The sequence below is a fragment of the Mycobacterium sp. 155 genome (genome assembly GCF_000373905.1).
GTDB lineage: Bacteria > Actinomycetota > Actinomycetes > Mycobacteriales > Mycobacteriaceae > Mycobacterium.
In genome coordinates, this window is record NZ_KB892705.1 from 23,495 (window position 1) to 36,723 (window position 13,229).

16 protein-coding genes and 3 tRNA genes are annotated in these 13,229 nt (G+C 64.2%); 13 read left to right on the plus strand and 6 right to left on the minus strand.

Annotated elements, in window-relative coordinates; genetic code table 11:
* Positions 1-98 precede the first annotated feature (98 nt).
* Positions 99-824 carry an MBL fold metallo-hydrolase gene (locus B133_RS0100100; protein ID WP_018598672.1) on the minus strand — a complete coding sequence of 242 codons (726 nt, stop codon included), beginning with the start codon at positions 822-824 and terminating at the stop codon, positions 99-101.
* A 99-nt stretch (positions 825-923) separates the two neighbouring features.
* On the opposite strand from B133_RS0100100, the gene B133_RS0100105 reads away from it, so the two are divergent.
* The 13 genes from B133_RS0100105 (at position 924) to rplA (ending at position 7,548) form a co-directional block, all read left to right on the plus strand.
* Positions 924-1,370 carry an Rrf2 family transcriptional regulator gene (locus tag B133_RS0100105; protein WP_018598673.1) on the plus strand — a complete coding sequence of 149 codons (447 nt, stop codon included), beginning with the start codon at positions 924-926 and terminating at the stop codon, positions 1,368-1,370.
* Entirely contained in the window at positions 1,370-2,605 is a 1,236-nt protein-coding gene (locus B133_RS0100110) for a globin domain-containing protein (protein WP_018598674.1), read from the plus strand. Before B133_RS0100105 ends, B133_RS0100110 begins: the two co-directional genes overlap by 1 nt.
* A 117-nt stretch (positions 2,606-2,722) precedes the next feature.
* Positions 2,723-2,795, plus strand: a tRNA-Thr gene (locus B133_RS0100115).
* A 33-nt stretch (positions 2,796-2,828) separates the two neighbouring features.
* Positions 2,829-2,902 (plus strand) — tRNA-Met (locus B133_RS0100120).
* Positions 2,903-2,937: 35 nt separating this feature from the next.
* Positions 2,938-3,105 (plus strand): 50S ribosomal protein L33, encoded by a 168-nt coding sequence (gene rpmG / locus B133_RS0100125; RefSeq protein WP_018598675.1) that lies wholly within the window; start codon positions 2,938-2,940, stop codon positions 3,103-3,105.
* A gap of 15 nt (positions 3,106-3,120) precedes the next feature.
* Positions 3,121-3,597 carry a (3R)-hydroxyacyl-ACP dehydratase subunit HadA gene (gene hadA / locus B133_RS0100130; protein ID WP_018598676.1) on the plus strand — a complete coding sequence of 159 codons (477 nt, stop codon included), beginning with the start codon at positions 3,121-3,123 and terminating at the stop codon, positions 3,595-3,597.
* Positions 3,584-4,012 carry a (3R)-hydroxyacyl-ACP dehydratase subunit HadB gene (gene hadB / locus B133_RS0100135; protein ID WP_018598677.1) on the plus strand — a complete coding sequence of 143 codons (429 nt, stop codon included), beginning with the start codon at positions 3,584-3,586 and terminating at the stop codon, positions 4,010-4,012. The genes hadA and hadB overlap by 14 nt, the downstream gene beginning before the upstream one ends.
* A 13-nt stretch (positions 4,013-4,025) precedes the next feature.
* On the plus strand, positions 4,026-4,535 hold the full coding sequence (gene hadC / locus B133_RS0100140; protein WP_018598678.1) for a (3R)-hydroxyacyl-ACP dehydratase subunit HadC: 510 nt from the start codon (positions 4,026-4,028) through the stop codon (positions 4,533-4,535).
* Between the two features lie 175 nt (positions 4,536-4,710).
* Positions 4,711-4,783, plus strand: a tRNA-Trp gene (locus tag B133_RS0100145).
* Between the two features lie 68 nt (positions 4,784-4,851).
* Complete coding sequence (gene secE / locus B133_RS0100150; RefSeq protein WP_018598679.1) at positions 4,852-5,301, plus strand: preprotein translocase subunit SecE; 450 nt, start codon at positions 4,852-4,854, stop codon at positions 5,299-5,301.
* A 27-nt stretch (positions 5,302-5,328) separates the two neighbouring features.
* Complete coding sequence (nusG, locus tag B133_RS0100155; protein WP_018598680.1) at positions 5,329-6,240, plus strand: transcription termination/antitermination protein NusG; 912 nt, start codon at positions 5,329-5,331, stop codon at positions 6,238-6,240.
* A 66-nt stretch (positions 6,241-6,306) separates the two neighbouring features.
* Positions 6,307-6,735 carry a 50S ribosomal protein L11 gene (rplK, locus tag B133_RS0100160; RefSeq protein ID WP_018598681.1) on the plus strand — a complete coding sequence of 143 codons (429 nt, stop codon included), beginning with the start codon at positions 6,307-6,309 and terminating at the stop codon, positions 6,733-6,735.
* 105 nt (positions 6,736-6,840) lie between these two features.
* Positions 6,841-7,548 (plus strand): 50S ribosomal protein L1, encoded by a 708-nt coding sequence (gene rplA, locus B133_RS0100165; RefSeq protein WP_018598682.1) that lies wholly within the window; start codon positions 6,841-6,843, stop codon positions 7,546-7,548.
* Between the two features lie 73 nt (positions 7,549-7,621).
* Here rplA and B133_RS0100170 read toward each other — a convergent pair whose 3' ends face one another.
* From B133_RS0100170 to B133_RS0100190, 5 genes are all read right to left on the minus strand, one after another.
* Complete coding sequence (locus B133_RS0100170) at positions 7,622-8,752, minus strand: RNA polymerase sigma factor (RefSeq protein ID WP_018598683.1); 1,131 nt, start codon at positions 8,750-8,752, stop codon at positions 7,622-7,624.
* A 4-nt stretch (positions 8,753-8,756) separates the two neighbouring features.
* Positions 8,757-9,479 carry a YciI family protein gene (locus tag B133_RS0100175; protein ID WP_018598684.1) on the minus strand — a complete coding sequence of 241 codons (723 nt, stop codon included), beginning with the start codon at positions 9,477-9,479 and terminating at the stop codon, positions 8,757-8,759.
* 94 nt (positions 9,480-9,573) lie between these two features.
* Positions 9,574-10,434, minus strand: coding sequence for a cyclopropane mycolic acid synthase family methyltransferase (locus B133_RS0100180; protein WP_018598685.1), 861 nt, complete (start codon positions 10,432-10,434; stop codon positions 9,574-9,576).
* 323 nt (positions 10,435-10,757) lie between these two features.
* Positions 10,758-11,663, minus strand: coding sequence for an alpha/beta fold hydrolase (locus B133_RS0100185; RefSeq protein ID WP_018598686.1), 906 nt, complete (start codon positions 11,661-11,663; stop codon positions 10,758-10,760).
* Positions 11,664-13,040: an AarF/ABC1/UbiB kinase family protein gene (locus tag B133_RS0100190; RefSeq protein WP_018598687.1), complete on the minus strand. Its 1,377-nt coding sequence runs from the start codon at positions 13,038-13,040 to the stop codon at positions 11,664-11,666.
* Between the last annotated feature and the right edge of the window lie 189 nt (positions 13,041-13,229).

Genomic DNA, 13,229 nt, shown 5'->3' on the forward strand with positions numbered 1-13,229 from the left:
GGAAGTCCGTCGCGGATACCCTGACATGCAGGGGGATTCGTTCGTCTCCAGTCGTGCGGCCGGTCAGATCGGTGTCGTGGAGGATATCGGCGCGGCTGTCAGCCACCCATCGACATCCGCCACTGCTGCAGGTCGGAAGCCCGGTATACGTAGTTGCTGCGCTTGACATCGGCGAGCGGCGCGCTGGGTTCGGCCGAGTACCAGTGGCCGGGGAACACCGTCGGGTCGCCGGGCAGCTGCGCGAGCGCCTGCAGGCTACGAAACATGTCGTCGACGTTGCCGCCAGGAAAGTCGGTACGGCCACAGCCCTCCAGGAACAGCGTGTCGCCGGCCACCAGCCGATCGTCGAGCAGGAAGCACTGGCTACCGGGTGTGTGACCGGGCGTGTGGAGCAACTCGATGTCGATGGCGCCGACGTTGACCTTGTCGCCATGCCGGTGCCGGGTCAGGCTGCTGAGCGGGATCCCGGTGACGCGCGAAACCCATTCGGCCTCATGGGTGTTGACGTGTACGGGGACCTCGGTCTGGTCCAGCAGCTCGGCCAACCCCTTGAGTTCGAAGCCCATCATCGAACCGCCGACGTGATCGGGATGATGGTGGGTAACCAGCACGCCTGACAATCGCATGCCGTCCGCCTCCAACGCGTCGACCAGGTCACCCGCGGCATACGCCGGATCGACCACCACGGCCTCGCCGGTCTCGCGGTCACCGATCAGATAGGCGAAGTTGCGCATCTGCTGAGCGATCATGTCGTCCGCGGCGAAGTCGCGGCCGGACAGCAGTTGCTTGAAATAAAGGCGGTCCTGGGGCGTCGAGTTGGCCATCAGCCCATCATTGCAGGTCAAAAAACCGCACTTCACGCCGTGTTTAACGGCACAGCGCCAAAATTCGCATCCCGAATGCCGAATTTATAGCGTGCAGGCATGCACCTGACCCGGTTCACCGACCTAGGCCTGCGTGCGTTGATGCTGCTGGCGTCGGCTGAGTCGACCGGCCACCGGGTCACCACGCGCACCATCGCGGTGAGTGTCAACGCCTCCGAACACCACGTCGCCAAAGCCGTATCGCGGCTGGCCGAGCTCGGCATGGTCCACGCCCGACGTGGACGAGTCGGGGGACTGGTCCTCACTGACGCCGGGCGAACCGCGTCGATCGGCGCTCTGGTGCGCGAACTCGAAGACGACCGCGAGGTCATCGAATGCCGAGGCGACAACCCGTGCCCATTGATCGCGGCATGCCGGCTGCGCCGCGCGTTGGCCGACGCCAAAGAGGCGTTCTACCGCGAACTTGACCGCCATACGGTCACCGATCTGTCGGGAGGCATCGACCTTCCGATTGTTCTGCAACTCACCGGAGAAAGGACCCAATGATGACCGTCACCACGCCCGAGCCCTCGGCCGTACGCGTCGAGCTCGAGCCGCACCACGCCGACATCGTCAAGGCAACGCTGCCCTTGATCGGTGCAAACATCGACGAGATCACCAAGGAGTTCTACCGTCGGCTCTTCGGCAACCACCCGGCGTTGTTGCGCAACCTGTTCAACCGCGGCAATCAGGCGCAGGGATCCCAGCAGCGCGCGCTGGCGGCATCGATCGCGACCTTCGCCGCCCATCTGGTCGACCCGGCGCTGCCGCATCCGGCGGACCTGCTGTCGCGAATCGGGCACAAGCACGCCTCGCTGGGCGTCACCCCCGAGCAGTATCCGATCGTTCACGAGAACCTGTTCGCGGCCATCGTGGAGGTGCTGGGCGCCGATACTGTGACACCCGAGGTGGCGGCGGCCTGGGACCGCGTCTATTGGATCATGGCCGACACCCTGATCGAGTTGGAGCGCGGGCTGTACGCCGACGCCGGTGTCGAGGTCGGTGAGGTGTTCCGCCGGATGCCGGTGATCTCCCGCATCGACGACCCGTCAGGTGCCGTGCTCGTCACCGTCCGCTCCGCCGAATCGATGAACTTCATGCCCGGACAATATGTTTCGGTGGGTGTCACCCTGCCCGACGGGGCACGCCAGTTGCGTCAGTACAGCCTCGTCAACGACGCCGGGACGACCGATCTGACATTTGCCGTCAAGCCTGTGGACGCGATCTCCACCCAGCCCGCAGGCGAGGTGTCGAACTGGATCCGCGCCAACCTGTGCGTCGGCGACCTGCTCGATGTCACCGTGCCGTTCGGCGACCTACATGCGTCCGGAAGCGAGGGCAAGGCGCTGGTCCTGGTGTCGGCGGGCATCGGCATCACGCCGATGATCGGCATCCTGGAGCACCTCGTCGCCTCGCGGCCGGACAAGCACGTGCGGGTGCTGCATGCCGACCGCAGTGACACCAGCCATCCCCTGCGGGAACGCCAGCACGAACTCGTCGCCGCACTGCCGAACTCCACCCTCGACGTCTGGTACGAGGACGGCGTCACGGCGGGCACGCCGGGCGTGCATCCCGGCCTGCTGAGCCTGGCGGGCATCGAGCTGCCGGTCGACGCGGAGATCTACCTGTGTGGTGGCACGGGCTTCGTCGCGGCCGTACGTGCCCAACTGGGTGACCGCGGAATCCCGCTGGAACGGGTGCACTGCGAGCTGTTCGCGCCCAACGATTGGCTGCTGGACTGAACCGGAATGGCAAAATGCCTCCCGGCAGCCGCTCTGACCTGCGGTTTGGTGCGGTTGCCGGGTAGGCTGTACCCTCTTTAAGGCCCACGGCTTACCGCCGCGGGCCGCAGCAGATAGGCCCCCTTAGCTCAGTCGGTAGAGCGTTTCCATGGTAAGGAAAAGGTCAACGGTTCGATTCCGTTAGGGGGCTCGGTGGTCGCGGAGCGATGCCCGTGCCTATCGGGGCGGTGTAGCTCAGCTGGTTAGAGCGCACGACTCATAATCGTGAGGTCGGGGGATCGAGCCCCCCCACCGCTACAGGGACAAGTTAGACGTGAAAGAGGGCAGCTGACGTGGCGTCGAGTACGGACGTTCGGCCGAAGATCACTTTGGCCTGCGAGGTGTGCAAGCACCGCAACTACATCACCAAGAAGAACCGCCGCAACGATCCCGATCGTCTCGAGGTCAAGAAGTTCTGCCCGAACTGCGGACACCACCAGCCGCACAAAGAGTCGCGGTAAACCAAGGCAAGGCCCGTGGCTCTGTCGTCGAAGCTCGTTGGGAAGCACTTTCGCTATCCCGAGCACTACGAGGTCGGGCGCGAGAAGATTCGTGAGCACGCTCTCGCCGTCAAGAACGACGATGCCTTTTACCGCGACGAGAACGTCGCGGCCGAACTTGGTCACAGCGCGCTACCTGCGGCCCTGACCTTCATCTGCATTTTCGGCTACCAGGCGCAGTTGGCGTTCTTGCACGACGCCAACATCGGTGTCGAGGACGCTCAGATCGTCCAGGTCGACCAGGCCCTGAAGTTCGTCAAGCCGATTTTCGCGGGCGACAAGCTGTACGCGGACGTGTACGTGGATTCTGTTCGCCAGGCACACGGCACCGATCTCATCGTGTTCAAGACCATCATCACCGACGATGCCGGTGACGTTGTGCAGGAGACTTACACGGCCCTTGCGGGTCGTACGGGCGAAGATGGAGAGGGCTTTTCTGATGGCGCTGCGTGAGTTCAGTTCGGTCAAGGTGGGGGACACGCTTCCGGAGAAGATCATTCCCTTGACCCGTGGCGACCTGGTCAACTACGCGGGTGTTTCCGGTGACCTGAATCCGATCCACTGGGACGACGAGATCGCCAAGCAGGTCGGCCTCGACACCGCGATCGCACACGGCATGCTCACCATGGGCCTCGGCGGCGGCTACGTCACCTCCTGGGTCGGCGATCCGGCCGCGGTGAAGGAGTACAACGTGCGGTTCACCGCGGTGGTGCCGGTGCCCAATGACGGCGTGGGTGCGGAGATTGTCTTCAACGGCCGGATCAAGTCCGTCGATCCCGAGGAAAAGCTCGTCACCATCGCCATCTCGGCCACCGCGGGCGGAAAGAAGATCTTCGGCCGGGCTGTCGCAACGGCACAACTGGCTTAGGGGATTCCGAGGCATGGCTCTCAAGACAGATATCCGCGGCATGGTCTGGAAGTACCCGGACCCATTCCTGATCGGCCGTGAGCAGATCCGCCAGTACGCCAAGGCGGTCAAGGCGTTCGACCCGGCGAGTCATGACGAGGCGGCGGCCACCGAGCTCGGCCACGATGCTCTGATTGCCCCGCTGACCTTCGCCTCCACCCTGGCCTTGTTGGTCCAGCAGCATTTCTTCAAGCATGTCGATGTCGGTATGCAGACCATGCAGATCGTCCAGGTGGACCAGAAGTTCGTCTACCGCAGGCCGCTCAAAGCCGGCGACCAACTGCACGCCGTCATGGAGATCACTTCGGTCGAGGAGCGGTTCGGCGCCGACATCGTCGTCACCCACAACGTCTGCACCGACGACGATGGGGAGGTCGTGCTGGAGGCCTACACCACGATGATGGGCCACGAGGGCGACCACTCCATCCAGGTCAAGTGGGATCCGGAATCCGGCCAGGTCATCCGCAAGGCGGCCGGGGAGTAGGTGGGCCGCCGGCGCGATTAGTCGTTGATACCCACACCGGGGTACACTCGGCTCTCGGGGTTTTTCCCATTTCAGCGCGCTGTCCGTCGGCTTTATCGAGCGAACGGGGAGCGCGCGAATTGTGTAAGCCCCGGACAGAGGACGTGATGGCGGGGTCAAATCTTGTCATCGCCGAAGGGGCGTAGCTCAACTGGCAGAGCAGCGGTCTCCAAAACCGCAGGTTGCAGGTTCAAGTCCTGTCGCCCCTGCTCAATTGAATATTCGACAAGGTGTGGACACTGGAAGGTGACCACACAACCTGGATGAAAGGCATGCGGTGAGCGACGAGCGCGAAGGTGTCGGCTCCGCAGACGACACTGAGACCGACGCCGATGGCTCCGGCAACCACAGTCGGACCGCGGTCGTGACCCGGCCGCTGCGCCCGACCGGTAAGCGGTCCCGCCGTGGAGTGCCCAGCGAGGCCGAGGACGACGAGACCGACAGCGGTGAAGACACCGCCGAGTCGAAGGATGCCGCCAAGAACGGCTCCGGCAAGACCAAGAAGGCCAAGAAGGCTGCCGGCGGGCCGTCACGCAATCCGATCATGTTCGTCGTCAACTACCTCAAGCAGGTTGTTGCCGAACTTCGGAAGGTGATCTGGCCCAACCGCAAGCAGATGGTCAGCTACACGTCCGTGGTGCTGGTCTTCCTGGTGTTCATGGTCGCGCTGATTTCAGGTGTGGACCTGGGCCTGGCGCGGCTGGTGTCGCTGGTTTTCGGCACCTGACCTGAGTTTTGAGAGAGGACTGACAACGTGACCACGTTCGACGGCGATGAGCAGACACTCGCCGACGAGACCGTCAGTGTCGAAGACGGCGGAGAAGCTGTCGTGGCGGAGACCGTCGACGAAGCGGTCGAAGTCGACGAAGCGGTCGAAGAGGAAGAGACCGCCGGTGAGGACACTGCCGGCGACGAGGACGACACTGAGGCGCCTGTTGACGACACTGAGGCGCCTGTTGACGACGCTGAGGCGCCTGTTGACGACGCTGAGGCGCCCGCTGCCGAGGCCGCGGAAGCTCCTGCCGACGGAGAAGACGTTGACCCGGCCGTCGCGCTCAAGAAGGAGCTGCGGCTGAAGCCCGGCGACTGGTATGTGATCCACTCTTACGCCGGTTACGAGAACAAGGTGAAGGCCAACCTCGAAACCCGCGTGCAGAACCTCGATGTCGGCGACTACATCTTCCAGGTCGAGGTGCCCATCGAAGAGGTCACCGAGATCAAGAACGGCCAGCGTAAGCAGGTCAACCGCAAGGTGCTGCCCGGTTACATCCTGGTGCGCATGGAGCTCAACGACGAGTCGTGGGGCGCAGTGCGCAACACCCCGGGTGTGACGGGCTTCGTCGGCGCCACCTCTCGGCCGTCGCCGCTGGCGCTCGATGACGTGGTGAAGTTCCTGCTGCCGCAGGGCGCAGCCAAGAAGGCCGCCGCGGGCAAGGCGCCCGCCGCTGCTGCGGCTGCCTCGACCGAGGCCACGCTGGAGCGTCCGGAAATCCTGGTCGATTTCGAGGTCGGCGAGTCCGTCACCGTCATGGACGGTCCGTTCGCGACGTTGCCCGCCTCGATCAGCGAGGTCAACGCCGAACAGCAGAAGCTCAAGGTGTTGGTGTCCATCTTCGGCCGCGAAACACCTGTCGAACTGACCTTCACCCAGGTCGCCAAGATTTAGTCGGTAACGGCTAGAACAGCGGGCGCGGTACGCGCCCTCGGATAAGCGAGTAAGGAACACCACAGCATGGCCCCGAAGAAGAAGGTCGCCGGGCTCATCAAGCTGCAGATCCAGGCCGGGCAGGCCAACCCTGCCCCGCCGGTTGGTCCTGCGCTTGGCCAGCACGGCGTCAACATCATGGAGTTCTGCAAGGCGTACAACGCCGCGACTGAGTCGCAGCGCGGCAACGTCATCCCCGTGGAGATCACTGTCTACGAGGACCGCAGCTTCACGTTCGCCCTCAAGACCCCGCCCGCCGCCAGGCTGCTGCTCAAGGCCGCCGGTGTGCCCAAGGGTTCGGGTGAGCCGCACAAGACCAAGGTCGCCAAGGTGAGTTGGGATCAGGTGCGCGAGATCGCCGAGACCAAGAAGGCCGACCTCAACGCCAACGACATCGACGCCGCGGCGAAGATCATCGCCGGTACCGCCCGGTCGATGGGTATCACCGTCGAGTAGCACAGCGGATCGACGCGACAACAAAAGTCGAGTATCCGTATCAAAAGCAATACGTGGAAGGGCCCGCTTCGGCCCGCCAACCACGAACTCTGAACTGGAGATTCAATGAGCAAGAACAGCAAGGCATATCGCGAGGCGGCCGAGAAGGTCGACAAGGACAAGCTCTACACGCCGCTGGAGGCCGCGAAGCTGGCCAAGGAGACGTCGTCCAAGAAGCAGGACGCCACCGTAGAGGTGGCCATCCGCCTGGGCGTCGACCCCCGCAAGGCGGACCAGATGGTCCGCGGCACCGTCAACCTGCCACACGGCACGGGTAAGACCGCGCGCGTTGCGGTGTTCGCCGTGGGCGAGAAGGCCGAGCAGGCCATCGCCGCCGGTGCTGACGTGGTCGGCAGCGACGACCTGATCGAGAAGATCCAGGGCGGCTTCCTCGACTTCGACGCCGCGATTGCCACCCCGGACCAGATGGCCAAGGTCGGCCGGATCGCTCGCGTGCTGGGCCCGCGCGGGCTGATGCCGAACCCCAAGACCGGCACCGTCACTCCGGACGTCACCAAGGCCGTCCAGGACATCAAGGGCGGCAAGATCAACTTCCGTGTCGACAAGCAGGCCAACCTGCACTTCATCATCGGCAAGGCATCCTTCGACGAGGCCAAGCTGGCCGAGAACTACGGTGCCGCGCTCGACGAGGTGCTGCGGGCCAAGCCGTCGTCCTCGAAGGGTCGTTACCTCAAGAAGGTGACCGTCTCGACCACCACGGGCCCGGGCATCCCGGTTGACCCCGCGGTGACCCGGAACTTCACCGAGGCTTAGTTTTTCCTGCGCGAGCAGACACGAAAGTCCCCGCACACCCGGTGTGTCGGGGACTTTCGTGTCTGCTCGGCGGTCAGGTGAGTTCGGTGATGCGGCGACGCAGCAGATCCGCCCGGATGGAGGCGACGACGTTGGAGCGTGCCAGCCGCGGATCGTCGGCCACCTCGTCGAGCGCTGCCAGTCCGGTGTCGAATCCATCGCGAAAAGCGAGCGCCACAGCACGATTGGCGAGCACCACCGGTGAATCGCCGAAGTCCAGCAGCCGGTCGTACGCCTGGCAGATGACCGTCCAGTCAGTGAGTTGCCAGCTTGATGCGGTGGCGTGCACCGCCGCGATCACCGCCTGCGGCAGGTACGGGCCGGCCGCACCCTCGGCCAACCGCAACTGTTCCAGGCCTCGGGCGATGCGGCCACGGTCCCAACGCTTTCGGTCTTGTTCGTCCAGCGGTACCAGTGCACCGCTGTCGTCCACGCGGGTGTGCCGACGTGAATCATGCAGCAGCACAAGGGCTGCCAGTGCGTGCGCATCCAGATTGTCGGGGAGCAACGCGCACAGCTCGCCGGCCAGGCGAACGCCCTCGTCACACAACTCGTCGCGGATGGCCGACGGCCCGGCGGTGGACCAGTAGCCCTCGGTGAACACCGAATAGATGCAGCCGAGTACGTGTGGTGTGCGTTCGGGCAGGAGTTCGGTCGGCGGTACCCGTAGTGGGATGTTCGCGTTGCGAATCTTGTTCTTGGCCCGCGTGATTCGCTGGCCGATCGCGGCCTCGGACTGCAGCAGCGCCCGGGCGATCTCGGCTACGGTGAGCCCGGAGATCAGCCGCAGGGTCAGGGCCAGCTGCGAGCTGCCATCGAGGGCCGGATGCGCGCACGTGAACATCATCCGCAGCTGGTCGTCGTGGACGGGGTGCACTTCCTCGGTGACGTTCACGCGCGCCGTCACCTCCTCGTACACCGCGGCGAGTTCCTTTCCGGGACGCTCGGATTCGCGCCGGAAGCGGTCGAGGGCACGATTGCGGGCCACTGCTGTCAGCCAGGCGCCCGGATTGGCGGGAAGGCCGTCGGAGGGCCAGGTGCGCAGCGCCTGGGCGCAGGCCTCCTGGACAGCGTCCTCGGCGACGGTGAGATCACCGGACCATCGTGCGAGCGCTGCAACGGCAGGGCCCCACTCACGCCGGAAGACGCCGTCCAGCTCGGACATCCGCCTAGAGGCCGGCGATGCCGGACAACTGGCGCACCTCGATCGCTGAGGCCGGAATCATCGAGGCCAGCTTGACCGCCTCATCGCGGTCGGCCGCGCGCAGCACATAGAAGCCGTTGGCCACCTCGGCGCCCTCGGCGTACGGACCATCGGTGAGGGTCACCTTGCCGTCTCGGACCTGCACCGTGGTGGCAGTGGACGGAGGATGCAGCGGTGCGCCGGCCAGGGTTTTGTCACCGATGGTCTTGGCGAGTTCGACGTGCAGGGCCGCCTGCTTGTTCCACTCGTCGGTTCCAGGCGTGTGGACGTTCTCCGGCGGCTCCAGCAACAGGGCCAGCCAATCGTTGCCCAGCGGCTGCTCGGGTGCCTGCCAGTGGACCATCGGCCACAACTCGACCGCGCCGTGCTTCGCGACGGGTATGTCGCGGGCCAGTGCGATGGCCTCGTCGAGATTGTCCGCTTCGAACACGTAGTAGCCTCCGGCCACCTCAGCGCCTTCTGCGAACGGGCCATCGGTGATTGCCGTCGGCGGTGCCGACAATTGGACTGCAGGACCGCCCGGACCGCCGGAGATGCGGACAGCAGCTGCGGCCGGGGCCAGCGCATCGCCTGCACGAATCGACGCTGCCGCTTTGGCGTGGAAGTCCAGATACGCCGACATCTCGGCAGCACCCTGCTCAGGGGTGAGTGCCTTCTCCCGATTGATCAGTAGAGCGAAGTAGTGCATCGTCGTCTCCCGGTGTCAGCGAGTGAGAACCTGCTGTTCCACTCTCTACCTATCCGACGAACGACGACGTCGCGATCCGACAGCTTGCGCGAAATTACTTTTGCAGCGTGAACTGGTGCACGCTGATGTGGCCCGAGGCGAAGTACTTCTGGCAGCCGTTGAGGTACTTGTCGTAGCGGTCGTAGACCTCTTGGCCCTGGACCGCGATGGCCTCGTCCTTGTGGGCCTCGAGCGCGTCGGCCCAGATCTTGAGCGTCCGGACGTAGTGCGGCCCGATCTCCTGCAGCTGGGTGAGCTTGAACCCGGCCTCGGTGGCTTTCTCTTCCTCCATCGACACCGAGGGCAGCCGGCCACCGGGGAAGATCTCGGTCATGATGAACCGGGCGAACCGGGCGTCTTCGAACGTCATGTGCAGGCCGAGTTTCTGGCCTTCACGAAGATCGAATCCCGTGATGTTGTGCAGGAGCATCCGGCCGTCGTCGGGCAGCGCGTCGTAGGCCATCTTGAAGAACGCCGGATAGCGGTCGAACCCGAAGTGCTCGAATGCGCCGATCGAGACGATGCGGTCGACCTTCTCGTCGAACTCTTCCCAGCCCTGGAGGCGAACCTCGACGTTGCGCTCGGTGGGAATCTTGGAGAGCTTGTCGATGGCGTACTCGCGCTGCTCGCCGGACAGGGTCAGGCCGATGACGTTGACGTCGTACTTTTCGATGGCCCGCGCCATGCCGCCGCCCCAGCCGCAGCCGATGTCGAGCAACGTCATGCCGGGTTCCAGGCCGAGTTTGCCCAGTGACAGGTCGAACTTGGCGAGCTGGGCCTCGTCGCCGGTCATGTCCTCGCGTTCGAAGTACCCACAGGTGTAACCCATTGTCGGGCCGAGGAACAGTTCGTAGAATTCGTTCGAAATGTCGTAGATCGACTGCAGTTCTTCATATTTCGGTGTCAATTTAGACATATTCGAAAATGCTCCAAGCTTATAGTTTTCTGCTTGCGGGAAGTCAGCCTACAGCAGGTCAAGGCCGGTTAGCTTTGACTGCTGTCAACGTATCTGTCTGGCAAACGCGTGGTCGGCGCCGCTGTGCCAATTGACTCGCCAGTGCCAGCGGAAATCTAATTGCACCTGGGCTGGCAGCGAAGTTGATGCGACACGCCTGGCACTGCAAAGAGAACGGGTCTACGTCGATGTTGCCCCCGGCCGTGCGGAGTGTTCCTCGACCATCTGCACTGTTCGGCAGACGCTCGCCCGGGAAAATTTCGGCCTTCTTGCGGGCTCACGCACTAGCCGACGTAGGCGAAATTCGTCTTGAGCTCGCCGACGATCTCGTCCCACACCGGTTCAGGTAGCTCGTGGCCCATGCCGTCGATCAACACCAGCCGGGCGCCCGCGATCGCCTTGGCCACCGCACGTCCCCCGAACGGCCGCATCAACCGGTCCGCGAGACCGTGGATCACCACTGTCGGTGCGGTGATCCGCCGATCGTGGTGAACCAGGCTGCCGCTACCGAGGATCGCGGCGAAGTGTCGCGCGATACCGGCGGGGTAGTACGCGCGGTCGTAGAGTTCGGCCGCCTCGGCGCGCATCTTGTCGTCCGGTGTGGGATAGGCGGGGCTGCCGTTGATCTTGCCGAGCCGAACGGCGTTGTCGATGATGGCATCTCGTGTCGAGTTCGCCGGCGGACCGGTGATTACCGACAGCAGTTGCTTGATACCCGGTGGCGGCAAGAGCGCCTTGTTGTTGCTGGAGAAGATCACCGCGAGGGTTTTGGTCCGGTCCCGGTACCGCGACGCGAAGACCTGAGCGACCATCCCGCCCATCGATCCGCCGACGATGTGGGCGGCGTCGATGTCGAGGTAATCGAGCAGGGCCGCGGCGTCGTCGGCAATGTCCTCCAGCGTGTATACCGACGGGCTGCGCAGCCCCAGGAACGAGCGGGCCATGCGCAACGCCAGCGGGGTGCCGACCCGTTGGCCAGACAACTTGCTCGACAACCCGACGTCTCGGTTGTCGTAGCGGATGACGCGCAACCCCTGGTCGACGAGCTTCTCGCAGAAACCGGTGCGCCACAACAACAATTGCGCACCCAGGCCCATGATCAGCAAGACCACGGGGTCGTTCGGGTCGCCCATGTCCTCGTAGTAGAGGTCGATATCGCCGGCTTTGGCGTATCCGCTGCGAATTTCCATCTAGGTCTCGACCTCATCGTCGCTTTGTTCATCGACGGACTGGTGCTCGCGGCCGATATCCACCATGACGTTGGCGAAATAACCGGTGAGCTGCGGATCGTTCATCATCTGCCAATTTGGTGCCAGCAGTTTCATGTACCGCTCCACGTAGAGGAACTGTTTGCCGATCAGCACGAGCTCGCGGGGCAGCTTGACGTCATACGCATCGGCCAGCGCCGAGAGCTGCTTGCCGATTTCCGCGTAGGACATATCGCCCAGCGACTTCATGGTCAGCGGGGTCGCGAACGCCTCCAGATCCCTGGCGGCCTCGCCCTCGGGCTTGACCGTGCCCACCGCGCCCATCAACACCACGATCTTGCCCGCGGCGGCATGGTCTTTCTTGACCAGCAGGGCGTAGACGAGCTCGCGCAGCAGCCAGCGGGTGCGCGGATCGATGCGGCCCATGATGCCGAAGTCGAAGAACACGATCTTGCCGTCGTGATCCACATGCAGATTGCCGGCGTGCAGGTCGCCGTGGAACAGGCCATGTTTGAGGCCGCCCTCGAAAACACTGAACAGCAGCGCCTTCACCAGCTCCGTGCCGTCGAAACCGGCCTCGCGGATGGCGGCCACGTCGTCGATACGGATGCCGGCAACGCGCTCCATCGTCAGCACCCGCGCACTCGTCAGGTCCCAATACACCTGCGGGACCCGGATGTTCTCGCCGAGCGGCGAGGCGTGCATGTGTGACACCCACGCGTCCATCGACTGGGCCTCGAGTCGGAAGTCGAGCTCCTCGGCCAGGTTGTCGGCGAAATCGGCGACCACATCCTGCGCGGACAGTCGCCGGCCCAGCTTGGCGAGTTCGATGACCTGGGCGCTGCGCTTGAGGATCTGTAGATCCGCCGCGACACGACGACGGATACCAGGCCGCTGGATCTTGACGACCACCTCTTCACCGGAGTGCAGCGTCGCGTAATGAACCTGGGCGATCGAGGCAGAGGCGAACGGCTTCTCGTCGAACGACTTGAACAGGTTCTGTGGGTCGTCGCCGAGTTCCTCTTTGAGGAGTTTGTGTACCGCTGCGGTATCCGCTGGCGGCACCCGGTCCAGCAGGCTGCGGAACTCCCGGCTCAACGGTTCACCGAAGGCGCCGGGGCTGGAGGCGATGATCTGGCCGAACTTGACATACGTCGGACCGAGATCAGAGAACGTCTGCGGGACCTGCTTGATGACCTTCTCCTGCAGAGATCCCTTGCCGAGGAGGCTTGTAACGACGCGAGCGCCCGTGCGGGTGATCTGCCAGCCGGTCGCGCCGACGCGTGCGGCCTCGACCGGCAGGGGCACGCGGTCCAGCTTGGCTCCCTCGCGCTGTTTGGATTTCGGCGGAGTGCTCACTACCGCAGTGTCTCAAAACCGCCGGTACCGCCAAAAATGGGTGTGTCGCACATCACAGGATGGTGGCGCGCGTGCAATGCGCACAACCTCGAAATCGCTGCTTAGACCCGCTTGTGTGCACAACCGCGCCACCCGCCGGCCACTGTTCGTAGCTTCGGACGAAACGACCCGCTGAGGAGCGAACATGGC